Raw genomic sequence first — 22,863 nt, 5'->3', positions numbered from 1 at the left:
ATGAGCTTAGAGGCGCTCTGCCACGTACTCGGTCAGGTCGACGAGGCGGTTGGAGTAGCCCCACTCGTTGTCGTACCAGCTGGAGACCTTGACCAGGTTGCCGCTGACGTTGGTCAGCGTCGCGTCGAAGATCGAGGAGTGCGGGTTGTGCACGATGTCGCTGGAGACGATCTGGTCCTCGTTGTACTGGAGGTAGCCGGCGAGGCGGCCCTCGGCGGCGGCCTTCCTGTACGCCTCGTTGACCTCGTCGGCCGTGAGGTTCTCACGGTCGGTGATCAGGGTGAGGTCGACGATCGAGCCGGTGGGGACCGGCACGCGGTAGGAGGAGCCGCTGAGCTTGCCGTTGAGCTCCGGGAGGACCTCGCCGATGGCCTTGGCCGCACCGGTCGAGGCCGGGGTGATGTTGATGGCGGCGGCGCGGGCGCGGCGCAGGTCGCCGTGCGGGCCGTCCTGCAGGTTCTGGTCGGCCGTGTAGGCGTGCGCGGTCATCATGAAGCCGCGGTCGATGCCGAAGGCGTCGTTGAAGACCTGCGCGAGCGGCGCGAGGCAGTTGGTCGTGCAGGACGCGTTGGAGATGATGTGGTCGGTCTCCGGGTTGTACGTGTCCTCGTTCACGCCCATGACGAACGTGCCGTCCACGCCCGTGCCCGGTGCCGAGATGAGGACCTTCTTCGCGCCGGCCTCGATGTGCTTCTTGGCGAGCTCCGCCTTGGTGAAGAAGCCGGTCGACTCGATGACGATGTCGACGCCCAGCTCGCCCCAGGGGAGGTTGGCGGGGTCGCGCTCCGCGAACGCCTTGATCGCCTTGCCGTTGACGGTGATGCTCTCGTCGTCGTAGCTGATGTCCGCGTCCAGGACACCGCCGACGGAGTCGTACTTCAGCAGGTGGGCCAGGGTCTTGTTGTCAGTGAGGTCGTTGACCGCGACGATCTCGAGGTCGGCCCCCTGCGCGAGAGCAGCGCGGAAGTAATTTCGTCCAATACGACCGAAGCCGTTGATACCGATCTTGACAGACACGAAAGTCTCCTGGTTCTTAAGGGTGGGAGTGCGTGATTCTTACGGATTTCACGGACAACGGCGTCCTGACGGGCATTTCGCCCATCAGGACGCCCGTTGTTTACGACAGTACCAGCAGTCCGGAGGTCTTCTCACGCGCCGTTACGAAGCGCTGAGCGACGTTCTCCCAGTTCGCGATGTTCCACGCCGCCTTGACGTAGTCCGCCTTGACGTTGAGGTAGTCGAGGTAGAACGCGTGCTCCCACATGTCCAGCTGGAACAGCGGGACCGTGCCCTGCGCGGTGTTCGACTGCTGGTCGAACAGCTGCTGGATGATCAGGCGCTGGCCGATCGAGTCCCAGCTGAGCACGGACCAGCCGGAGCCCTGGATGCCCATGGCGTTCGCGGTGAAGTGCGCCTGGAACTTCTCGAAGGAGCCGAAGAACTCGTCGATGGCGGCGCGCAGCTCGCCCTCGGGCTCTCCGCCGCCGTTCGGAGACAGGTTGGTCCAGAAGATCGAGTGGTTGACGTGACCGCCGAGGTTGAACGCGAGGTCCTTCTCGAGCTTGTTCACGTTCGCCAGGTTGCCGGTCTCGCGCGCCTCGGCCAGCGCCTCGAGAGCCGCGTTCGCGCCCGCGACGTAGGCCGCGTGGTGCTTGTCATGGTGGAGTTCCATGATCTTCCCGCTGATGTGCGGCTCGAGCGCTGCGAAGTCGTACGGGAGGTCAGGGAGCGTATATGTAGCCATGTCGCTTTCTCATCCAATCCGCGCCGCGCCGCGGCGCTTGCCGATCCTCCGCGCCGCCGAAGTGCGACACGGAGCGGACGTTTTTCATCCTACTGACGACAACGCGACCCGCGACGGGAACCTTCCTGTGTGACGCTCCGGAAGAAGAGGAGAGCCGGCCCCGTGCGGGACCGGCTCTCTCCGATGATCAGGTCTGGATCTCAGGCGTCGAGCCCGACGGGCACGGCGGCCTCGGTCCCGGGGATGCCCTCCTGCTGGGCGCGCTTGTCCGCCATGGCGAGCAGACGGCGGATGCGGCCGGCGACGGCGTCCTTCGTCATCGGCGGCTCCGCGTGGTGGCCGAGCTCGTCGAGGCTGGCGTCGCGGTGCGCGAGGCGCAGTTCCCCCGCCACCTTCAGGTGCTCGGGCACGTCCTCGCCGAGGATCTCGAGCGCGCGCTCGACGCGGGCACAGGCGGCGACGGCGGCCTGCGCGGAGCGGCGCAGGTTCGCGTCGTCGAAGTTCACCAGGCGGTTGACGCCGGCGCGCACCTCGCGGCGCTGGCGCATCTCCTCCCACGCGACGGCGGTGCGCTGGGCGCCCATCTCCGCGAGGATCGTGCGGATCGCCTCGCCCTCGCGGACGACGACACGCGGCATCCCCCGGACCTCGCGCGCCTTGGCGGCGACTCCGAGTCGGTGAGCCGCGCCGACGAGGGCCATCGCAGCCTCGGACGACGGGCAGGACACCTCGAGCATGGCGGACCGGCCGGGCTCGCTGAGCGTGCCTGCGGCCAGGAACGCGCCGCGCCAGAGGCCGGAGACCTCGGCGCGGGAACCGGTGGTGAGGCGGTTCGGCAGGCCGCGCACCGGGCGGCGGCGCTGGTCGAGCAGGCCGGTCTGGCGCGCGAGAGTCTCCCCCGCCGCGATGACGCGGACCGCCCAGCGGGCACCGTCGTTCGCCGTGCTCGACTGCACCTGCGCGATCTCGGGCCGGACGCCGTAGATCTCGGCGAGATCCCTGGCCACGCGCTGCGCGAGCACCTCGGCGTCCACTTCCGCCTCGACAGCCACTCGGCCTGCGATCGAGTGCAGGCCTCCGGCGAACCGGAGGATCGCGGTGACCTCCGCGACACGCACCGTCGGGGGTGCATTGCGGATGCTGACCAGTTCAGCCTTGACGTCGGTGGTTAGTGCCACGACACTCCTCTACGCTCACGCGCCGGATCGCGACGCAAACCTCCAGCTTACTCGCCTTGCGGCGGCAGCTATTCCCTGCCCAGGTCGCGATGACGGACGTTCACGGCGACCCCGGGGACGGCGGCCAGCCGGCGGGCCAGCTCCTCCACCATCGCCACGGACCGGTGCTTGCCGCCCGTGCAGCCGATCGCCACGGTGGAGTGGCTCTTGTTCTCGCGCTGATAGCCCTCGAGTACCGGCGTGAGCGCCGCGGCGTACGCGTCGAGGAACTCCGTCGCCCCCTCGCGGGACAGCACGTACTCCCTGACCGGCTCGTCCTGCCCGGTGAGACCACGGAGATCCTCGTTCCAGAACGGGTTCGGCAGGAAGCGCATGTCTGCGACGAGGTCGACGTCCGTCGGCAGGCCGTACTTGAACCCGAAGCTCATCAGCGTGACGCGGTGCCGCGCGGCCCCCTCCTCGGAGAACAGGTCGGACACCTGGGTGGCGAGCTGGTGGATGTTCAGCGCCGACGTGTCGATCACGAGGTCGGCCGCCTCGCGCACCGGCGCGAGCTTCGACCGCTCGACGCGGATGCCGTCGAGCAGGGTGCCGTCGCCCTGGAGTGGATGCGGCCGGCGCACCGACTCGAAACGCCGGACCAGCACGTCGTCGGACGCGTCGAGGAAGAGCACGCGCACAGAGCCGCGCGAGCGCAGAGCCCTGGCCACACCGGGAAAGTCGTCGAAGAGGTTGCGTCCCCGTACGTCCACGACCGCCGCGATCTTCGGAAGCGCGTCACCGCCCATGTCGGTGAGGTCGAGAAGCGGCCGCAGGATCTGCGGCGGGAGGTTGTCCACGACATACCAGCCGAGATCCTCCAGCGCGTTCGCGACCGTCGTGCGCCCTGCGCCCGACATGCCCGTGACGATGAGGAACTCGCCCTTCTCCCCTTCAGCCATCGTTACTCCTTCTCCCCCGCGACACCAGCCTAGCGAGTGGAGAGATGCGCATGGATGCTCTGCGCGAGCACCGGGCCGATGCCCTGAACCTCCTCGATCTGGCCGGGCTCGGCGGCGCGGAGCGCGGTGACCGAGCCGAAGTGCTTCAGCAGGACCTTGATGCGGGCGGCGCCGAGACCGGGCACCTCTGCGAGGACGGTGGTGATGTCGCTGCGGCGGCGCTTGCGCTGGTGCGTGATGGCGAACCGGTGCGCCTCGTCACGGAGCCGCTGCAGCAGATACAGCGCCTCGCTCGTGCGCGGAAGGATCACCGGGAAGTCGTCGCCCGGCAGCCAGATCTCCTCGAGCCGCTTCGCGATGCCGCAGACGGCGATCTCGGTGTGCCCTGCATCCTGCAGCGCCCGCGCAGCGGCCTCCACCTGCGGCTGTCCGCCGTCGACGAGCAGCAGCTGGGGCGGGTACGCGAAGCGGGGCTTCCGCCGAGGCGCGCCCTCGAGCTCGGCATCCGTCTCCTGGGCGTCCTCCGCCTCGGGCCGGTCGAGGTGCGCGAGGCGCCGGCGGAGCACCTGATACATCGAGTCGGTGTCGTCGGTGGTCTCCGGGATGTTGAACGACCGGTACTGGTCCTTGCGCGGCAGCCCGTCCTCGAAGACCACCATCGACGCGACCACGTTGGTTCCGCCCAGGTGCGAGATGTCGAAGCACTCGATCCGCAGCGGAGCCTCCTCCAGTCCCAGCGCCTCCTGCAGGTCGGTCAGCGCCTGGGTGCGGGCGACGTAGTCGCTCGTGCGCCTGGTCTTGTGGCGGATCAGCGCCTGCTGCGCGTTGATCGTGGCGGTGCGCATGAGGTCGGCGCGCTGGCCGCGCTGGGCGACCGCGATCTCGACCTTCCTCCCCCGGCGCTCGCGCAGCCATTCCTCGAGTTCTGCGGCGTCGTCGGGGAGGGTGGGCACCAGGATGCGGCGGGGGACGTCCTGCGCATCGCCGTAGGCGTGCTGCAGCACCTGGTCGACGAGCTCGCCCGTCGTGATGTCGATCTCCTTCTCGATCGTCGTCGCGCGCACGCCGCGCACCCGTCCGCCTCGGATCACGAAGTGCTGCACGGCGGCGGCGAGCTCGTCCTCCGCGATGCCGAACAGGTCGGCGTCCTCGTCGGCCGCCAGCACCAGGGCGCTCTTGCCCAGCACCGCCTCGATCGCGGAGAGCTTGTCGCGATACCTGGCCGCCGCCTCGTAGTCCATGGCGGCAGAGGCGGCGAGCATCCGCTTCGTGAGCTCACGGGTGAAGCGCTCGTCGCCGCCTGCCATGAACGCGACGAAGTCGTCGACCATGGCCCGGTGCTCCTCGATGGTCACCGTCATCGAGCACGGGCCCCCGCACTTGCCGATCTGGCCGGGGAAGCACGGGCGCCCTGTCTGCATCGCGCGCTTGTAGCTCGAATCGCTGCACGTGCGGATCGGGAAAGCCTTGACCATCAGATCGATGGTCTCGTGGACCGCCCACACCTTCGGATAGGGGCCGAAGTAGCGGGCCCCGGGGATCCTCCGGTTGCGGGTGACGATGACGCGCGGCGCCTCGTCGCCCAGGGTCACCGCCATGAACGGGTACGACTTGTCGTCCTTGTAGCGGACGTTGAAGGGCGGATCGAACTCCTTGATCCACATGTACTCCAGCTGGAGGGAGTCGACGTCCGTCGGCACGACCGTCCATTCGACGGATGCCGCCGTCGTCACCATCCGCCGGGTGCGCTCGTGCAGGGTGCGCAGCGGCGCGAAGTAGTTCGAGAGCCGCTGACGGAGGTTCTTCGCCTTGCCGACGTAGAGCACCCGGCCCTCGGCGTCGCGGAACCGGTAGACGCCGGGGTCGGTAGGGATCTCCCCCGTCCGCGGCCGGTACGGCAGCACGTCGGCCATCAGCTGGCCTTCCGCGCGGCGCGCCCCTCACCCAGGATCTCGGCGAGGAACCGACCGGTGTGGCTCTCGTCGACTCGCGCGATCTGCTCCGGGGTTCCGGTGGCGAGGATCTCGCCTCCGCCCGATCCGCCCTCGGGGCCGAGGTCGATGACCCAGTCCGCGGACTTGATCACGTCGAGGTTGTGCTCGATCACGATGACGGTGTTGCCCTTGTCGACGAGGCCGTTCAGCACCTCGAGGAGCTTGCGGACGTCCTCGAAGTGCAGACCGGTGGTCGGCTCGTCGAGCACGTAGATGCTGCGCCCGTTGCTGCGGCGCTGGAGCTCGGTGGCGAGCTTGACGCGCTGCGCCTCACCACCGGAGAGCGTGGTCGCCGACTGGCCGAGGCGGACGTAGCCGAGGCCGACGTCGACCAGCGTCTTCATGTAGCGGTGGATCGCCTGGATCGGCTCGAAGAACTCGGCCGCCTCCGCGATCGGCATCTCGAGCACCTCGGCGATGTTCTTGCCCTTGTAGTGCACGGCCAGGGTGTCGCGGTTGTAGCGCTTGCCGTGGCACACCTCGCAGTCGACGTACACGTCGGGGAGGAAGTTCATCTCGATCTTGATCGTGCCGTCACCGGAGCAGGCGTCGCAGCGTCCGCCCTTGACGTTGAAGCTGAACCGCCCTGGCTGGTAGCCGCGCACCTTGGCCTCTGGGGTCTCGCTGAAGAGGGTGCGGATCCGGTCGAAGACGCCCGTGTACGTCGCCGGGTTGGACCGCGGCGTGCGGCCGATCGGCGCCTGGTCGACGTGCACGACCTTGTCGAGGTTGTCGAGACCGGAGACCCGCGTGTGCTTGCCCGGTACGGTGCGCGCACCGTTCAGCCGGGAGGCGAGCACCTGGAACAGGATGTCGTTCACGAGGGAGGACTTGCCGGAGCCGCTGACGCCCGTGACCGCGGTCAGCACGCCGAGAGGGAAGTCCGCATTGACGTTCTTCAGGTTGTTCTCACGCGCTCCGACGACGCTGAGCATCCGCTTCCGATCGATCTTGCGGCGCTTCTTCGGGGTCGGGATCTCCAGCCGGCCGGACAGATACTGGCCCGTCATGGACGCGTCGTCGCCGAGCAGCGCCGAGTACGGGCCGGAGTGCACCACGGCGCCGCCGTTCACGCCTGCGCCGGGGCCGATGTCGACCACCCAGTCGGCCGCCTCGATGGTCTCCTCGTCGTGCTCCACGACGATGAGCGTGTTGCCCAGGTCGCGCAGCTTGAGGAGCGTCTCGATGAGGCGCCGGTTGTCGCGCTGATGCAGGCCGATCGAGGGCTCGTCGAGCACGTACAGCACTCCGGTGAGCCCCGAGCCGATCTGCGTGGCGAGGCGGATGCGCTGCGCCTCGCCACCGGAGAGCGAACCAGCGGAGCGGCTGAGGTTCAGGTAGGAGAGACCGACCTGGAGCAGGAAGTCGAGCCGGAGCCGGATCTCCCGCAGCACCTGCGCGGCGATCTTCGCCTCGCGGTCGGTGAGCGTCAGCGTCTCCATGAAGTCGCGCGCCTCGGCGAGGCTGAGGTGCGACACCTCGGCGATGGAATGACCGTGCACCTGCACCGCCAGCACCTCGGGCTTGAGGCGGTTGCCGTCGCAGACAGGACAGGGAACCTCGCGGAGGTACTCCCCCCAGCGGGCGCGCTGGGTGTCGGACTCGGCCTGGGCGTACTGCCGTTCGATGTACGGCACGACTCCCTCGAAGCCCGATGCGTAGCGCATCTCGCGCCCGTAGCGGTTCTTCCACTTGACCGTGACCTTGTAGTTGTCGCCACGGAGGATCGCGTCCTGGACGTCGACCCGGAGGTCCTGCCACGGGGTGTCCAGGGAGAAGTTCAGGTCGGCGGCGAGCCCCTCGAGGAGCCGCTCGTAGTACTGGAAGAGCCCCTTGCCCTGGGTGGTCCACGGGATGATGGCGCCCTCGCGGATCGAGAGCTCCTCATCGCCGAGCATGAGGTCGACGTCCACGGACATCTTCGTGCCGAGGCCGGAGCACGCCGGGCAGGCGCCGAACGGCGCGTTGAACGAGAACGTGCGCGGCTCGATCTCGGTGAGCGTGAGCGCGTGCCCGTTCGGGCACGCGAGCTTCTCGGAGAAGGACTGCCACGCGGCGTCGCCCTCCTCGTCGACGAAGTTCACCTGCACCACGCCGCCGGCGAGGCCGAGCGCCGTCTCCACCGAGTCCGTCACCCGGCCCAGGATGTCGTCCGAGGCGACGAGACGGTCGACGACCACCGCGATGTCGTGCTTGTAGCTCTTCTTCAGCGTCGGCGGCTCGGCCAGCTGGATCAGCTCGCCGTCGACGATCGCGCGCGAGTAGCCCTTGGCCCCGAGTTCGCGGAACAGGTCGACGAACTCGCCCTTCTTCTGCGAGACGATCGGCGCGACGATCTGATAGCGGGTGCGCTCGGGGAGCTCCATCAGCTGATCCGCGATCTGCTGCACCGTCTGGCGCTGGATCCTCTCACCGCACTCCGGGCAGTGCGGCACGCCGATGCGCGCCCAGAGCAGTCGCATGTAGTCGTAGATCTCGGTGATCGTCCCGACCGTGGACCGCGGGTTGCGGTTCGTCGACTTCTGGTCGATCGAGACGGCGGGGCTCAGACCCTCGATGAAGTCCACGTCCGGACGGTCGACCTGGCCGAGGAACTGACGCGCGTACGCGCTCAGCGACTCGACGTAGCGGCGCTGCCCCTCCGCGAAGATCGTGTCGAAGGCGAGGCTCGACTTCCCCGACCCGGACAGCCCGGTGAACACGACGAGGGAGTCGCGCGGGATGTCGATGTCGACGTTCTTCAGATTGTGCACGCGGGCACCGCGAACACTGAGTTTTCCTGGGGTTGCAACCGGGACGATAGGCACCGATCAAGTCTACGAGGGGCCACGGACACTGGCTCCGTCACCGCCCTTCCGAGAACCTCACGCGGAGGATTCGCCGCGGTGAGAGCGGTGTTACACCGCCGATATGGAGCAGCGACTGCGCGGAAACAATGCCCGCCTACCTTCAGAGTCACGCAGCTCCATCCCCGTATCGGAGGCACCATGACCGCGATCGATTCCGCACCCGCCCCGGGCACAGCGCCCACCGCCGTCGTCGGCGCCCTCACCGTCAGAGCAGGCCGCTGGATCGACGGCTGGGACGCCGAGGACCACATGCAGTGGGAGTCGGAGGGCCGCCGCATCGCCACGCGCAACCTGCGCTGGTCGATCTTCGCGGAGTTCCTCGGCTTCGTCGTCTGGCAGCTGTGGTCGATCGTGGTGATCTCGCTCCCGGCGGCCGGCTTCACCTTCGACGTCTCGCAGACGTTCTGGCTCATCTCGATGCCGAGCCTCGTCGGCGCGACGCTCCGCTTCCCCTACACCTTCATGGTGGCCCGCTTCGGCGGGCGCAACTGGACGATCGTCTCCGCGGCGCTCCTGCTGCTCCCGGTGATCGGGCTCGCGCTCTGCGTCGGCGACCCGGAGACACCCTTCCCCGTGATGCTCGGCGTCGCCGCCCTCGCCGGAGTGGGCGGCGGGAACTTCGCCTCATCGATGGCGAACATCACCTACTTCTACCCGCAGCGGGAGAAGGGCTGGGCGCTCGGCGTCAATGCCGCCGGCGGGAACCTCGGCGCGGCCGTCGCCCAGTTCGTCGTCCCGATCGTCATCACGATCGGCGCGGCCGGCACCCTCAGCCTTCCCGCGGCGGGCTGGATCTGGGTGCCGCTCATCGTGATCGCGATCGTGGGCGCCGCGCTGCGCATGGACAACCTCTCCAGCGCCAAGGCCGACCTCGCGGCATCCGTCGCGGCCTTCAAGGAGCCGCACCTGTGGATCCTCGCCTTCCTCTACCTCGGCACCTTCGGCTCCTTCATCGGCTTCGCCGGCGTCTTCCCGAAGCTCCTCGCCGACCAGTTCCCGGACTTCTCCGCCCTCCACATCGCCTCGGCGACGATCCCGCTCGCCTTCCTCGGCGCCCTGTGCGGCTCCCTCGCCCGCCCCTACGGCGGCAGGCTCGCCGACCGCTTCGGCGGCGCGACGATCACCGTGGCGGCGTTCAGCGCGATGGCGCTGCTCACCACCGCCGTCATCCTGACCCTCCCGTTCATCGGGTTCTGGGGATTCCTGGGACTCTTCCTCCTGCTCTTCACCGCGAGCGGCATGGGCAACGGCGCGACCTATCGGATGATCCCCACCGTGTTCGCATGGCGGGCCGGCGCCGAGGACGCGCATCGCACGGCCGGCGACATCGGGTCGCAGCGCAAGGCCTCCGCCGCCCTGGGGATCATCTCGGCACTCGGCGCCTACGGCGGCTTCCTCATCCCGCAGGTGCTCGGCCTGTCGAAGGCCACGACCGGCGGCTACACGTCCGGGCTGAGCTGGTTCCTCGGCGCCTACGTGGTGATGATCGCCGTGACCGCGCTGGTGTACCTGCGGGCGAGCCTTCGATCGGGCACCCGGCTGTGACGTCGACCCACTGCCCGTACTGCGCCCTGCAGTGCGCGATGACCGTGACCCCGGCAGGCGCCGGGGCCGCGGTCGCCCCGCGCGAGTTCCCGACGAACCGCGGCGGGCTCTGCAAGAAGGGCTGGACCTCGGCCGAGCTGCTCCGGCACGGTGACCGGGTCACGGTCCCGCTGCGCCGCACCGATGGCGGCTTCGAGCAGGTGTCCTGGGAGGATGCTCTCGACGACATCGCCGCGCGGCTGCGCGAGCTGCGTGCCGAGCGAGGAGCCGATTCCGTCGGCGTCTTCGGCGGAGGCGGCCTGACGAACGAGAAGGCGTACCAGCTCGGCAAGTTCGCCCGCATCGCCCTCGGGACCAGCCGGATCGACTACAACGGCCGGTTCTGCATGTCGAGCGCCGCGGCGGCGGGCAACAGGGCCTTCGGCGTCGACCGCGGCCTCCCGTTCCCCGTGACCGATCTCGACGACGCCGACACGATCCTGCTCCTCGGCTCGAACGTCGCCGCGACCATGCCTCCGCTGCTCAGCCACCTCGCCGGGGCCCGCGCGGGCGGCGGACTCATCGTCGTCGACCCGCGCCGCTCCGAGACCGCGCGGCTCACCGAGGACGGCGCCGGCATCCACATGCAGCCCGCCCCCGGCACCGACCTCATCGTCCTCCTCGGCCTCACGCACATCGTGCTGGCGGAGGGGCTCGCCGACCTCGACTACCTCGAACGGCGGACGACCGGACTCGACGAGCTGCGCCGGAGCGTCGCGTCCTGGTGGCCGGAGCGCGTGCAGTCCGCGACCGGGGTGCCCGCCGCGCAGCTGCGCGAGGTCGCACGGCGTCTCGCCGGCGCACCGCACACGTTCATCATCACCGGACGCGGCGTCGAGCAGCACGTCGACGGCACGGACACCGCGACCGCCGCGATCAACCTCTCGCTGGTGCTGGGACTGCCCGGCCGTCCCGGCGCCGGCTACGGCACCCTCACCGGTCAGGGCAACGGCCAGGGCGGCCGCGAGCACGGTCAGAAGTGCGATCAGCTTCCCGGCTACCGCAAGATCTCCGATCCCGAGGCCCGCGCCCATGTCGCGGCGGTCTGGGGTGTGGACCCCGCCGTCCTCCCCGGCCCCGGCGTCCCGGCGATGGAGCTGCTGGGGATGCTCGGCGCGGAGGTGTCCGCCCTGCTGGTCCACGGCTCGAACGTCGTGGTGTCGGCCCCGGATGCCGGCGAGGTGACCCGGCGCCTGGGGGCGCTCGACCTCCTCGTGGTGTGCGACTTCTTCGTCTCCGAGACGGCCCGGCTCGCGCACTACGTGCTCCCGGTCACCCAGTGGGCCGAGGAGGAGGGCACCATGACCTCGCTCGAGGGGCGGGTGATCCGCCGCCGCCGGGCGATCGACGCGCCCGGCGAGGCGCGCAGCGAGCTGTGGATCATGCAGGAGCTGGCCCGCCGGCTCGACGCCCCCGGCGTCTGGTCCACGGATGCCGCGGAGGTGTTCGACGAGCTCGCCCGCGCCTCGGCCGGCGGGATCGCCGACTACTCCGGCCTCAGCCACGCGCTGCTCGACACCGGCATCGCCGCGCACTGGCCGTTCGCGTCAGGCTCGACGGGAACCCCGCACCTGTTCCGCGACGACTTCGCCCACCCGGACGGCCGGGCCCGCATCGTCGCCGTCACCGCGCGGTCCCGGGAGGCCGAGCAGGGCGGCGCGACGACCCTGATCACGGGCCGCCTGCTCGAGCACTACCAGTCGGGCGCCCAGACGCGACGCGTCGCCGAGCTCATGACCGCCCGCCCGGAAGCGACCGTGCAGCTGCATCCCGCGACCGCGTCAGGTCTCGGCATCGTGAAGGACGACCTCGTGCAGATCGCGAACGAGCGCGGCGCCGTCCGGGCGCGCGCGGAGGTGACCTCCGGGATCCGCCACGACACCGTCTTCCTGCCGTTCCACTTCCCCGGCGACGGCCGCGCGAACCTGCTGACCGATCCGTCGGTCGATCCGGTCTCGGCGATGCCCGAGTTCAAGCGGACGCGGGTCACCGTGTCGAAGATCGAGGAGGTCGCATGAGGCGCATCGTCGTCATCGGCTTCGGTCCCGTCGGGGGCCGCTTCGTCGAGGGAATGCTGCCGGCGGTCCGCGCCGGCTCGGTGGAGCTGACCGTGATCGGCGCCGAGCAGGATGACGTGTACAACCGGGTGATGATCGCCGAGCACGCCGTGGGTCGGGCCGCGCGCGAGGTGCTGGACCTCCCCGGAGCGGCCGCCGCGATCGACGCCGGCGCGCGCATCCGCCTCGGGGAGGCCGCCGTCGCGATCGACAGGCGCCTCCAGGTCGTCCGCACGAGCACCGGCGACCGGATCGGCTATGACCACCTCGTCTTCGCCACCGGCGCCCGGGCCAACATCCCGACCCTGTACGGGATGGAGAAGGCCCGTCGGCACCGCCTGACCAGGGCGCTGTCCCCCGAGACCCTCGACCGCGGCGAGCACGCGCTCCCGCGCGGGGTGACCGCGCTGCGCGACCTGGTCGACGCCGCCCGGGTGGCATCCGCCGTGCGGGCAGGACGCAGGATCGTGGTCCTCGGAGCCGGCGTTCTCGGGCTCGAGGTCGCCCTCGCCGCCCGCGAGCAGGGGGCCGAGGTGGTCGTCGTCTACACCGGCGGCATCCCCATGGGCCGGAACCTCGACGACGACGGCGGACGGATGCTCGCTCGCGCCGCACGAGCCGCAGGGGTGGAGATGCTCCCGCACTCCATCGCGGAGAGCATCGTGACGCGCACCGGCGCGGACGGCTCCGCCCGGTTCGACGCTCTCGTGTGCGCCGACGGCAAGCTCGTGCACGGCGATCTCCTGCTGCTCTCGGTCGGCGCATCGCCGCGGGTGGAGCTGGCCGCGGCGGCCGATCTCGCGGTGTCCACCGGCATCCTCGTCGACGACCGGCTGCAGAGCTGGTCCGACCCGGCGGTCTTCGCGATCGGCGACTGCGCCCACGTCGCGGCGCCGGGCACCGCCCGTCCGGACGGCTATGTCGGAGGCGGCCCGTCCGGCCTCATCGGACCGGGCTGGCGGCAGGCCGACGCTCTTTCCGCGCGACTCTCGGATGCGACGCTCGATGCGGTGCCGTTCGCCGACCGGCCGGCCGTGGTCGCGCTGAAGGCCGACGAGGTCGACCTCGTCGCCGGCGGGGTCGTCGACGCGTCCCCCTGGGACGAGGAGCCGCACGCCGCTTCCTGCGCGGACCAGCGCCAGGTCACGCAATGGCTCGATCCCGCCCGCGGCGCATACGTGAAGATGGTGACCCGCGGCGGGGTGCTCGAGGGATTCGTCTCCGTCGGGATGCCGCGCGCCGGCGCCGAGCTGACGCTGCTGTTCGAGCGGGGCGGCGAGCTCCCCGCGGACCGCTCCGTGCTCCTCCGTCTCGACGCCGACGACGCCGGCGCGACGCTGAGCGGCGATCCGTTCGCCCCGGACGCGACGCTCTGCTGGTGCAACGGCGTGACGGTGGAGCGGATCGGGGAGGCCGTGGCCGCCGGCGCGGACACCGTCGAGTGCGTCGGCAGGACCACGAGGGCCGGTACCGGCTGCGGCGGCTGCAAGGGCCGGATCACCGAGCTCATCGCCCGCAGCGGGGTGCTGACCGCCGGCGCGTGAGCCGGCTGGCGTTCTCGGTCAGCGCGGCGGGGGCGACGGCGTGCGTCGACCGGCGAACGCCGAGAGCCCGTCGCGCAGCGCGGCGATCTCCTCGACGTCCATCTGCACGGCGCGCATAACCTGCCGCGGCACATCGAGCGCGCGCTCGCGCAGTGCGCGCCCGGTATCCGTGAGCATGATCTCCAGTCGCCGCTCGTCCTCGCTGCTGCGCTGTCGTGCCACCAGCCCGTCGGCTTCGAGCCGCTTCACGAGCGGAGACGCGGTGGCCGGCTCCAGCGCGAGATCGGCTGCGAGATCGTTGAGCGTGCGCGGAGCGCGCTCCCACAGCGCGAGCATCACGAGGTACTGGGGATGCGTGAGCCCGAGCGGCTCGAGGATCGGCCGGTAGATCGCCACGACGTTGCGCGCCGCGGTGACCAGTGCGAAGCAGAGCTGGTTCTCGAGCTTGAGCAGGTCGTCGGATGCCGTCACCCCTTCACTGTACAACCACCCTAATGATTAGTACACTAATCAACATGACCGAGCGTCGAACGAGTGAGCACAGCGGACGCGCGCCCCTCCGCACCCGGATCCGGGAGGCCGGCGGCCTCTACGCATGGGTCAACACGAACCTGATCCGCTTCGCGGGACCGGCCTCGGTCGGACCGTACGAGAAGACGCCGCCGCCCAGCGCCGCCGAGCGTGCCGAGCGCGGCTGCCCACTGTGCGGCGCACCGATGACGCAGCACGAGATCGATCGCTCGGGGCCGAAGCCGCTGATGCACTGCCCGTGACGGCGGCGCCCACGGCTCAGCCTGTCGCCGCCGCGTCCTCCCGCGCTGCGTCGAGCCAGAACATCAGCTCATCGTCGTCCTGAAGGGTGGTCGGTGAGACGTCGAGCCAGCTCGGCCCCATCGTCCTCGCGCCCATGACGGCGACCGCCGCACCAGGGCGCACGAGCAGCGACGCCCCGTGCTCCTCGGTGACGCGCACCAGCAGCACCCCGCCCTTGCGTGCGCCGACGAGGATCTTCCCGTCCAGCAGGAACGCCCTCGTCCCGAACATCCGGCGCTCCTCGAGTCCGGAGTCGTCACTCAGGAGCGCACGGACGCGATCCGCCAGCTCCTCCCCTGCCGCATCCATGCTCTGCTCCCGCTCACGCGTGCCCGGCGCGCTCCATGGCGCGGAGCTCCTTCTTGAGGTCCTGCACCTCGTCGCGCAGTCGAGCGGCGAGCTCGAACTTGAGCTCCGCCGCGGCTGCGAGCATCTGGTCGGACAGGTCCTGGATGGTCGCCTCGAGCTGGTTCGCACCCTCGGCTGCGATGCCGGTGCGGCGCAGGTTCGGCGTGGGCGACTTTCCCTTTCCGCCGGCGCGGCCCCGCCCGGCCATCATGTCGGCCGTGTCGGCGCCCTCGCGCGCGAGCACCTCTGTGATGTCGGCGATCCTCTTCCGCAGCGGCTGGGGATCGATCCCGTGCTCCTTGTTGTAGGCGATCTGCTTGTCGCGTCGCCGATCGGTCTCCTCGATGGCCTTCGCCATCGAGTCGGTCATGTTGTCGGCGTACATGTGGACCTCGCCGGACACGTTTCGCGCGGCACGGCCGATCGTCTGGATCAGCGAGGTGCCCGAGCGCAGGAACCCCTCCTTGTCGGCGTCGAGGATCGCGACCAGCGACACCTCGGGGAGGTCGAGACCCTCGCGGAGCAGGTTGATGCCGACCAGCACGTCGTACACGCCCGCGCGGAGCTCGCTGAGCAGCTCCACCCGCCGCAGCGTGTCCACGTCGGAGTGGAGGTAGCGCACGCGGACGCCGTGCTCGCCGAGGAAGTCGGTGAGCTCCTCCGCCATCTTCTTCGTGAGCGTCGTGACGAGCACGCGCTCGTCCTTCTCGACGCGGATCCGGATCTCCTCGAGGAGGTCGTCGATCTGCCCCTTCGACGGCTTCACGATGATGTGCGGGTCGACGAGGCCGGTCGGGCGGATGATCTGCTCGACGATGCCGTCGGCGATGCCCATCTCGTACTTGCCCGGGGTGGCCGAGAGGTACACGGTCTGCCCGATCCTGTTCTTGAACTCGTCCCACCGCAGCGGCCGGTTGTCCATCGCGCTCGGCAGCCGGAAGCCGTGATCGACGAGCGTCCGCTTCCGGGAGGCGTCGCCCTCGTACATGGCGCCGATCTGGGGCACCGTGACGTGGGACTCGTCGATCACGAGCAGGAAGTCGTCGGGGAAGAAGTCGAGGAGCGTGTGCGGCGGCTCCCCTGGAGCACGCCCGTCCATGTGGCGCGAGTAGTTCTCGATGCCGGAGCAGAAGCCGAGCTGCTGGAGCATCTCGAGGTCGAACGTGGTGCGCATCCGCAGTCGCTGCGCCTCGAGGAGCTTGCCCTGCCGTTCGAACTCGGCCAGGCGCTCCTCCAGCTCGGCCTCGATCGTCCCGATCGAGCGCTGGATCACGTCGGTGCCGGCCACGTAGTGCGAAGCGGGGAAGATCGGCACCGCGTCGAGCTTCTCGATCACCTCGCCGGTGAGCGGATGCAGCGAGTACAGCGCCTCGATCTCATCGCCGAACAGCTCGATGCGGATCGCATGCTCCTCGTAGACCGGGATGATCTCGATCGTGTCGCCGCGGACGCGGAAGTTGCCGCGCGAGAAGTCGACGTCGTTGCGGTTGTACTGCATCGCGATGAACTGGCGGATCAGCGCGTCGCGGTCGTAGCGCTCCCCCACCTGCAGGGCGACCATCGCGCGCAGGTACTCCTCGGGCGCGCCGAGGCCGTAGATGCAGGACACCGTCGAGACGACGACGACGTCGCGCCTGCTCAGGAGCGAATTCGTCGTGGAGTGGCGCAGGCGCTCGACCTCCGCGTTGATCGAGGAGTCCTTCTCGATGAACGTGTCCGTCTGCGGGACGTAGGCCTCCGGCTGGTAGTAGTCGTAATAGGAGACGAAGTACTCGACCGCGTTGTTCGGCATGAGCTCGCGGAACTCGTTCGCCAGCTGCGCCGCGAGGGTCTTGTTGTGCGCGAGGACGAGCGTGGGGCGCTGCACCTGCTCCACCAGCCAGGCCGTGGTCGCGGACTTGCCTGTGCCCGTCGCGCCGAGCAGCACGACGTCGGTCTCCCCGGCGTTGATGCGCGCCGCGAGCTCGGCGATCGCCTGCGGCTGGTCACCGGCCGCCGCGTACTCGCTGACGACCTCGAAGGGGCGGACACTGCGCGTGGGTTGCATACCCTCCAGCGTAGGCCGCCCCTCCGACATCGGGGCCGCGTCCGGCAGCCCCTAGGCTGAGTGCGTGATCGAGTTCCTGATCGGCACAAGCCTCGCGGCATCCGCCGGGCTCAACGCCTGGATGCCGCTGTTCCTGCTCGGCCTCGCCGACCGGATCCTCCCGGCTGTCGAGCTCCCGGCCGCCTGGTCCTGGCTGTCCGCGGACCTGTCCCTGTGGATCATCGGGGCGCTGCTGCTGCTCGAGATCGTGGCAGACAAGATCCCCGCGCTCGACTCGGTGAACGACGTGATCCAGAGCATCCTCCGTCCCGCAGCCGGCGGCATCGCGTTCGGCGCGGGCGCCGGATCACAGACGCTCGCCGTGGACGATCCGACGTCGTTCTTCACCGACAACGGATGGGTGCCGGTCGTGGCCGGCATCGCGATCGCCCTCGTCGTGCACGCGGTCAAGGCCACCACCCGGATCGCCGCCAACGCGACCACGGGCGGCCTCGCCGCTCCCGTGCTCAGCACCGCGGAGGACGGGGCGTCCTTCGCCCTGGCCGCAGCCGCCCTGCTGGTGCCGGTGCTCGCGGCGCTCCTCCTCCTCGCGCTGATCGTCGGCGGGATCGCGCTGCTACGACGGCGCACCCGCCGCCGTGAGCGGGGCGATCATCCGCCGGCGGGCGTCCAGACGTAAGGGGTCGTCGTCGACACCTTGACGAGGCCGGAGCGCTCCAGGATGGGTCGCGAGAACTCGGTCGAGTCGGACTGCAGGTAGCGCCTGCCCTGTGCGAGGGCCGACCGCGCACGCTCTGCCGTGAGCGCGCGGTAGATGCCCCGGCCGCGCCACTCCGGCAGCGTCGCGCCTCCCCAGAGTCCCGCGAACTCGGTCCCTGCGACCGGCTCCAGGCGCCCGGCGCTGACCACGAGGCCGTCCGCCACAGCCATCCACAGCTCGATCGTCTCGTCCTCGGCCAGCCGGCGGATCAGGTCCTCCGCCCGCGGGCGCCACTGAGGGTCGTCGAACACGATCCCCTGCATCCGTCCGGCGGCCATCACCTCGTCGTCGGTGCGCGCCCGCCGGATCTCGACGCCCGCCGGGATGGCGACGTCCTGGGCAAGGAGCTCCGCCTCCCCGATCATGATCGATTCCGGCTCCTCCGGTACGAAGCCGTTCGCGATCAGCGCGTCGTGGAGCCCCGGAGCATGATCGTGCCCGCGCGTCTTCCACTCGACCGAGCTGATCCGGGGAGGCTCGCCGAAATGCGCCACCACCGCCTCGACGAGGGCCGCGACTCCCATGGCATCCGCTCCGCCCAGGTCCGCGTAGGTCACGAAACCGCGACCGCCGGGGAACTCGGCGATGCGGAGCGGGCCGTGGGTGATCGCGCTGACCGCGTGCACCACCTCCGGTTCCGTGCGGAGCTGGCGGTCATAGGCCTCGAGATAGGTCTGGGACATCGCTCTCCTGCTGTCGGCGCGGAGGCTCACCGCTGCCTGATCCGCTCCCAGAGGGCGTCCGTCTGGGCATGCGTGTCCTCGATGGACCCCGCGGTGTCGATCACGACATCGGCGATCGCCAGCCGGCGCTCGTCCGGGACCTGCGCGTCGATGCGCTCCTGCGCCGCCCTCTCATCCATCCCCCGGATCGCGACGAGCCGGCGACGGCGCTCTGCGGCAGGCGCGTGCGCCACCACGATGAGATCCCAGGGATCGTCCACCCTCGCCTCGACGAGCAGCGGCACGTCGTACACCACCACGGCGTCCGGGTCGGCGGCGAACGCCTCCTCGAACCGCCGCTGCGACTCCGCGCGCACCGCGGGATGCACGATGCCGTTCAGCTGCGCGAGCAGCTCGGGGTCGCCGAACACCCGCGCACCCAGCGCGGCCCTGTCGAGCGCGCCGTCGGGCTGGATGACGTCGGCGCCGAACACCGCGGAGATGCGGCCGAGCACCGGGGAGCCCGGCGCCTGCACGTCGCGGACGATCTGATCGGCATCGACGACCACGGCCCCGCGCTCGGCGAGACGGCGGGCGATGGTCGACTTCCCGGAGGCGATGCCGCCGGTGAGTGCGATGAGGGGCATGGCCTCAATCCTCGCACGCCCGCGCCACGGCATCCGCCGGAGACGCGGAACGGGCCGCCACCCCGAGGGGTGACGGCCCGTTCTGAGCGTGATGCTTACGCGTTGCCGCCCGAGAGCTTCTCGCGCAGAGCCGCGAGAGCCTCGTCGTCCGCGAGCGTGCCCGCACCGGCGGACTCGCTCGAGAAGGACTGGCCGGAGAAGTCGTCGCCGGCCGCAGCCTCGGCCTCGGCCGCCTTGGCGACCTGAGCCTTGTGCGCCTCCCAGCGAGCCTGGGCCGCAGCGTACTCCTGCTCCCATGCCTCGCGCTGGGCGTCGAAGCCTTCCTTCCAGGCACCGGTCTCGGCGTCGAAGCCCTCCGGGTACTTGTACTCGCCGTTCTCGTCGTACTCCGCGACCATGCCGTAGAGGGCCGGGTCGAACTCGGTGCCGTACGGGTCGACCGACTCGTTGGCCTGCTTGAGCGACAGCGAGATGCGGCGACGCTCCAGGTCGATGTCGATGACCTTGACGAAGACCTCTTCGCCGACGGAGACGACCTGCTCGGCCAGCTCGACGTGCTTGCTGGAGAGCTCGGAGATGTGGACGAGGCCCTCGATGCCGTCTGCGACGCGCACGAATGCACCGAACGGGACGAGCTTGGTGACCTTGCCCGGCGTGACCTGACCGATCGCGTGGGTGCGGGCGAAGACCTGCCACGGGTCCTCCTGCGTCGCCTTGAGCGACAGGGAGACGCGCTCGCGGTCGAGGTCGACCTCGAGGATCTCGACGGTGACCTCCTGGCCCACCTCGACGACCTCGGAGGCGTGCTCGATGTGCTTCCAGGACAGCTCGGAGACGTGCACGAGGCCGTCCACGCCACCCAGGTCGACGAACGCGCCGAAGTTGACGATCGACGAGACGACGCCCTTGCGGACCTGACCCTTGTGCAGGTTGTTCAGGAACGTGGTGCGCGACTCCGACTGCGTCTGCTCGAGCAGCGCGCGGCGGCTGAGGACGACATTGTTGCGGTTCTTGTCGAGCTCGAGGATCTTCGCCTCGATCTCCTGGCCGAGGTACGGCGTGAGGTCGCGGACGCGGCGCAGCTCGATGAGCGAGGCCGGGAGGAAGCCGCGGAGGCCGATGTCGACGATGAGGCCACCCTTGACGACCTCGATGACGGTGCCGGTGACGACTCCGTCGTTCTCCTTGATCTTCTCGACGTCACCCCAGGCGCGCTCGTACTGCGCACGCTTCTTGGAGAGGATCAGGCGGCCTTCCTTGTCCTCCTTCTGGAGAACGAGAGCCTCGACCTCGTCGCCGACCTTGACGACCTCGTTGGGGTCGACGTCGTGCTTGATGGAGAGCTCGCGCGAGGGGATGACGCCCTCGGTCTTGTAGCCGACGTCGAGCAGAACCTCGTCGCGGTCGATCTTGACGATCGTGCCCTCGATGATGTCGCCGTCGTTGAAGAACTTCAGGGTCTTCTCGACCGCGGCCAGGAAGTCCTCAGCAGATCCGATGTCGTTGATGGCGACCTGCTTGGTGGCCGGGGCGGTCGTTGCGGTAGTCATGTAGTGGGTTGTCCTTGTGAATGGAGACTCGGGCTGGGAGGCAACGGACGCGCACGTCCGAGAGCATGCTTCGCAGCAGTTGGATTTTGGATTGCTCGTCACGAGGGCATGCACAGGCCTGCCACGAGTGACACTCCAGGCTACCAGACATCGGCCGCACCGTGAGAACGGATGCTGCGGCGCGCGGCGCGGGCGTCGGGGCGACGTGCCAGGATGAACGCGTGACCGACCGTCTGATGCTCCTCGACACCGCCAGCCTCTACTTCCGCGCGTTCTACGGAGTGCCGGACAAGGTCACGGCCCCCGACGGCTCCCCCATCAACGCCGCGCGCGGGCTGCTGGACATCATCACGAAGCTGATCACCCTGTATCAGCCCACGCACGTCGTCGCCTGCTGGGACGACGACTGGCGCCCGCAGTGGCGCGTCGACCTCATCCCCAGCTACAAGACGCACCGTGTCGTCGAGGTCGTCGCCGGCGGACCCGACGTCGAGGAGGTGCCCGACCCGCTCGAGGCGCAGATCCCGCTGATCAGGCAGACGCTCGGCCTGCTCGGCATCCCGATCATCGGCGTCGCGGCGCACGAGGCGGACGACGTCATCGGCACGCTCGCCACGAAGTCGGCGATCCCCGTCGACATCGTCACCGGAGACCGCGATCTCTTCCAGCTCGTCGACGACGCCCGCGGCGTGCGCGTCGTCTACACCGCCCGCGGCATGAGCAACCTCGAGATCGTCACCGACGAGGTGGTCGTCGCGAAGTACGGCGTCCTCCCCTCCCAGTACGCCGACTTCGCCACGATGCGCGGAGACGCCTCCGACGGGCTTCCCGGAGTCGCCGGCGTCGGCGAGAAGACGGCGGCGACGCTGCTGCAGGCGCACGGCGACCTCGCCGGCATCCGCGCCGCGGCCGAGGCCGGCGACGGGATGAGCGCCGGCGTGCGCGCGAAGATCCTGGCGGCCTCCGCCTATCTCGACGTCGCACCGACCGTGGTCGCCGTGGCGACCTCTCTCGACATCACGGCGCCCGCGGAGCCGCTCCGCGCCCTCGACCCGGCCGAGGCGGACGCGGCCGAGGCGCTCGCGGCGACCTGGAACCTCGGCTCTTCCATGACCCGGGCGATCGCGGCGGTGGCGAGCACAGCCGGCTGACTCATCCGGCCCAGGCGAGCAGCCGATCCAGGCCCCACGTGGTCACGATGCGGGATGCAGGCACCCCGGCGCGCTCGGCGCGCTCCGCCCCGTGATCGAGCAGTGAGAGCTGGCCCGGGGCGTGCGCATCGGAGTCGATGGAGAAGAGGCACCCCGCCTCGAGCGCGATCGCGATCAGCTCGTCCGGCGGGTCCTGACGCTCCGGACGCGAGTTGATCTCGACGGCGACGCCGTTCTCGGCGCACGCCGCGAAGACCGCGGCGGCGTCGAACTGCGACTGCGGGCGCGTGCCGCGGCTTCCCTCGACGAGACGCCCCGTGCAGTGACCGAGCACGTTCACCCGCGGGTTCGACACCGCCGCGATCATGCGGGCGGTCATCGGGCCGGCATCCATGCGGAGCAGGGAATGGACGGATGCCACGACGATGTCGAGCTCCTCGAGCAGCGCGTCCTCCTGATCCAGCCCGCCGTCTTCGAGGATGTCGACCTCGATCCCCGCGAGCAGGGTGAAGCCGTCCGCCGACTCCGCGCGCACCAGCGGGATCTGCTCGCGCAGGCGCTCCGCGGAGAGTCCGCGCGCCACGCGCAGTCTGGGCGAATGATCGGTGACGGCCTGATACTCGTGTCCGAGCGCCTTCGCCGCCGCCGCCATCACGGAGATCGGCGTGGTCCCGTCGGACCAGTCGGTGTGAGCGTGCAGGTCTCCCCGCAGCTTCGCCCTCAGCGCGGAGGTCCGCACCGGTTCGACCTCGCCTCGGAGTTCGACGAGGTACTCCGGGACCTCCCCGGCCTGCGCCTGGCGGATCACGCCGAACGTCGACTCTCCGATCCCCTTGGCGGCACGCAGCCGCGTGGGATCTGCGCGGACGTCTTCCGGAAGGTCCTGGTACGTCGCCGCCGCCTGCCGGAACGCCTTCGCCCGGTAGCGCGACGCCCGCTCGCGCTCCAGCAGCGAGGCGATCTCGAGCAGGGCGGCGACCGGGTCCATGTCCGC

The 22,863-nt window shown here is 69.9% G+C and carries 19 protein-coding genes; 6 read left to right on the top strand and 13 right to left on the bottom strand.

Features of this window, described 5'->3' with window-relative positions:
* Positions 1–6: 6 nt before the first annotated feature.
* The 6 genes from gap to uvrA form a co-directional block, all read right to left on the bottom strand.
* Positions 7–1,017, bottom strand: coding sequence for a type I glyceraldehyde-3-phosphate dehydrogenase (gene gap / locus G6G98_RS00670; protein WP_067352847.1), 1,011 nt, complete (start codon positions 1,015–1,017; stop codon positions 7–9).
* Positions 1,018–1,117: 100 nt separating this feature from the next.
* Positions 1,118–1,744, bottom strand: a complete 627-nt coding sequence (locus G6G98_RS00665) for a superoxide dismutase (protein ID WP_067352850.1) — start codon at positions 1,742–1,744, stop codon at positions 1,118–1,120.
* A gap of 200 nt (positions 1,745–1,944) precedes the next feature.
* On the bottom strand, positions 1,945–2,922 hold the full coding sequence (whiA, locus tag G6G98_RS00660) for a DNA-binding protein WhiA (RefSeq protein ID WP_067352853.1): 978 nt from the start codon (positions 2,920–2,922) through the stop codon (positions 1,945–1,947).
* 68 nt (positions 2,923–2,990) lie between these two features.
* A complete protein-coding gene (gene rapZ / locus G6G98_RS00655) occupies positions 2,991–3,863 on the bottom strand; it encodes an RNase adapter RapZ (protein WP_067352856.1) in 873 nt (290 codons plus the stop codon).
* A gap of 29 nt (positions 3,864–3,892) precedes the next feature.
* Positions 3,893–5,776: an excinuclease ABC subunit UvrC gene (uvrC, locus tag G6G98_RS00650; protein ID WP_067352859.1), complete on the bottom strand. Its 1,884-nt coding sequence runs from the start codon at positions 5,774–5,776 to the stop codon at positions 3,893–3,895.
* Entirely contained in the window at positions 5,776–8,664 is a 2,889-nt protein-coding gene (gene uvrA / locus G6G98_RS00645) for an excinuclease ABC subunit UvrA (RefSeq protein ID WP_067352862.1), read from the bottom strand. The genes uvrC and uvrA overlap by 1 nt, the downstream gene beginning before the upstream one ends.
* A 180-nt stretch (positions 8,665–8,844) precedes the next feature.
* On the opposite strand from uvrA, the gene G6G98_RS00640 reads away from it, so the two are divergent.
* From G6G98_RS00640 to G6G98_RS00630, 3 genes are read left to right on the top strand one after another with little or no spacing between them, the layout of a single operon-like run.
* Complete coding sequence (locus G6G98_RS00640) at positions 8,845–10,251, top strand: MFS transporter (protein ID WP_067352865.1); 1,407 nt, start codon at positions 8,845–8,847, stop codon at positions 10,249–10,251.
* A gap of 38 nt (positions 10,252–10,289) precedes the next feature.
* Positions 10,290–12,308 (top strand): molybdopterin oxidoreductase family protein, encoded by a 2,019-nt coding sequence (locus G6G98_RS00635; protein ID WP_067352867.1) that lies wholly within the window; start codon positions 10,290–10,292, stop codon positions 12,306–12,308.
* A complete protein-coding gene (locus G6G98_RS00630) occupies positions 12,305–13,891 on the top strand; it encodes an FAD-dependent oxidoreductase (RefSeq protein WP_067352870.1) in 1,587 nt (528 codons plus the stop codon). Before G6G98_RS00635 ends, G6G98_RS00630 begins: the two co-directional genes overlap by 4 nt.
* A gap of 18 nt (positions 13,892–13,909) precedes the next feature.
* Here G6G98_RS00630 and G6G98_RS00625 read toward each other — a convergent pair whose 3' ends face one another.
* The gene (locus G6G98_RS00625) at positions 13,910–14,362 is read right to left on the bottom strand and encodes a MarR family winged helix-turn-helix transcriptional regulator (protein ID WP_067352873.1); all 453 of its coding nucleotides are present in this window, start codon (positions 14,360–14,362) and stop codon (positions 13,910–13,912) included.
* 44 nt (positions 14,363–14,406) lie between these two features.
* Here G6G98_RS00625 and G6G98_RS00620 point away from each other — a divergent pair, with 44 nt between their 5' ends.
* Positions 14,407–14,664 (top strand): hypothetical protein, encoded by a 258-nt coding sequence (locus tag G6G98_RS00620; RefSeq protein WP_067352876.1) that lies wholly within the window; start codon positions 14,407–14,409, stop codon positions 14,662–14,664.
* 16 nt (positions 14,665–14,680) lie between these two features.
* Here G6G98_RS00620 and G6G98_RS00615 read toward each other — a convergent pair whose 3' ends face one another.
* Together G6G98_RS00615 and uvrB are read right to left on the bottom strand one after the other, a co-directional pair.
* Entirely contained in the window at positions 14,681–15,013 is a 333-nt protein-coding gene (locus tag G6G98_RS00615; RefSeq protein ID WP_067352881.1) for a TfoX/Sxy family protein, read from the bottom strand.
* Between the two features lie 13 nt (positions 15,014–15,026).
* Positions 15,027–17,099, bottom strand: coding sequence for an excinuclease ABC subunit UvrB (gene uvrB / locus G6G98_RS00610; RefSeq protein WP_164233881.1), 2,073 nt, complete (start codon positions 17,097–17,099; stop codon positions 15,027–15,029).
* 64 nt (positions 17,100–17,163) lie between these two features.
* On the opposite strand from uvrB, the gene G6G98_RS00605 reads away from it, so the two are divergent.
* Positions 17,164–17,778 carry a DUF4126 domain-containing protein gene (locus G6G98_RS00605; RefSeq protein WP_164233882.1) on the top strand — a complete coding sequence of 205 codons (615 nt, stop codon included), beginning with the start codon at positions 17,164–17,166 and terminating at the stop codon, positions 17,776–17,778.
* On the opposite strand, the gene G6G98_RS00600 is transcribed toward G6G98_RS00605, so the two are convergent.
* The 3 genes from G6G98_RS00600 to rpsA form a co-directional block, all read right to left on the bottom strand.
* Positions 17,751–18,542: a GNAT family N-acetyltransferase gene (locus G6G98_RS00600; protein WP_164233883.1), complete on the bottom strand. Its 792-nt coding sequence runs from the start codon at positions 18,540–18,542 to the stop codon at positions 17,751–17,753. The genes G6G98_RS00605 and G6G98_RS00600 overlap by 28 nt on opposite strands.
* A 26-nt stretch (positions 18,543–18,568) precedes the next feature.
* The gene (coaE, locus tag G6G98_RS00595) at positions 18,569–19,168 is read right to left on the bottom strand and encodes a dephospho-CoA kinase (RefSeq protein WP_164233884.1); all 600 of its coding nucleotides are present in this window, start codon (positions 19,166–19,168) and stop codon (positions 18,569–18,571) included.
* A 95-nt stretch (positions 19,169–19,263) separates the two neighbouring features.
* Positions 19,264–20,718, bottom strand: coding sequence for a 30S ribosomal protein S1 (gene rpsA / locus G6G98_RS00590; protein ID WP_067352895.1), 1,455 nt, complete (start codon positions 20,716–20,718; stop codon positions 19,264–19,266).
* A gap of 221 nt (positions 20,719–20,939) precedes the next feature.
* Between rpsA and G6G98_RS00585 the strand changes: the two genes are divergently transcribed.
* Positions 20,940–21,869, top strand: a complete 930-nt coding sequence (locus G6G98_RS00585; protein ID WP_067352896.1) for a 5'-3' exonuclease — start codon at positions 20,940–20,942, stop codon at positions 21,867–21,869.
* A gap of 1 nt (position 21,870) precedes the next feature.
* On the opposite strand, the gene G6G98_RS00580 is transcribed toward G6G98_RS00585, so the two are convergent.
* On the bottom strand, positions 21,871–22,857 hold the full coding sequence (locus G6G98_RS00580; protein WP_067352898.1) for a PHP domain-containing protein: 987 nt from the start codon (positions 22,855–22,857) through the stop codon (positions 21,871–21,873).
* Positions 22,858–22,863: the final 6 nt, after the last annotated feature.

The organism is Microbacterium hydrocarbonoxydans (genome assembly GCF_011752045.1).
GTDB lineage: Bacteria > Actinomycetota > Actinomycetes > Actinomycetales > Microbacteriaceae > Microbacterium.
Note: the sequence above shows the minus strand (reverse complement) of the source record. Positions and strands in the feature narration are given on the sequence as shown.

Excerpts from the sequence above, each read along its gene's own strand:
- G6G98_RS00665 (WP_067352850.1), bottom strand. The coding sequence starts at position 1,744 with ATGGCTACATATACGCTCCCTGACCTCCCGTACGACTTCGCAGCGCTC.
- rapZ (WP_067352856.1), bottom strand. The coding sequence starts at position 3,863 with ATGGCTGAAGGGGAGAAGGGCGAGTTCCTCATCGTCACGGGCATGTCG.
- uvrC (WP_067352859.1), bottom strand. The coding sequence starts at position 5,776 with ATGGCCGACGTGCTGCCGTACCGGCCGCGGACGGGGGAGATCCCTACC.
- G6G98_RS00640 (WP_067352865.1), top strand. The coding sequence starts at position 8,845 with ATGACCGCGATCGATTCCGCACCCGCCCCGGGCACAGCGCCCACCGCC.
- G6G98_RS00635 (WP_067352867.1), top strand. The coding sequence starts at position 10,290 with ATGACCGTGACCCCGGCAGGCGCCGGGGCCGCGGTCGCCCCGCGCGAG.
- G6G98_RS00630 (WP_067352870.1), top strand. The coding sequence starts at position 12,305 with ATGAGGCGCATCGTCGTCATCGGCTTCGGTCCCGTCGGGGGCCGCTTC.
- G6G98_RS00620 (WP_067352876.1), top strand. The coding sequence starts at position 14,407 with ATGACCGAGCGTCGAACGAGTGAGCACAGCGGACGCGCGCCCCTCCGC.
- G6G98_RS00615 (WP_067352881.1), bottom strand. The coding sequence starts at position 15,013 with ATGGATGCGGCAGGGGAGGAGCTGGCGGATCGCGTCCGTGCGCTCCTG.
- uvrB (WP_164233881.1), bottom strand. The coding sequence starts at position 17,099 with ATGCAACCCACGCGCAGTGTCCGCCCCTTCGAGGTCGTCAGCGAGTAC.
- G6G98_RS00600 (WP_164233883.1), bottom strand. The coding sequence starts at position 18,542 with ATGTCCCAGACCTATCTCGAGGCCTATGACCGCCAGCTCCGCACGGAA.
- coaE (WP_164233884.1), bottom strand. The coding sequence starts at position 19,168 with ATGCCCCTCATCGCACTCACCGGCGGCATCGCCTCCGGGAAGTCGACC.
- rpsA (WP_067352895.1), bottom strand. The coding sequence starts at position 20,718 with ATGACTACCGCAACGACCGCCCCGGCCACCAAGCAGGTCGCCATCAAC.
- G6G98_RS00580 (WP_067352898.1), bottom strand. The coding sequence starts at position 22,857 with ATGGACCCGGTCGCCGCCCTGCTCGAGATCGCCTCGCTGCTGGAGCGC.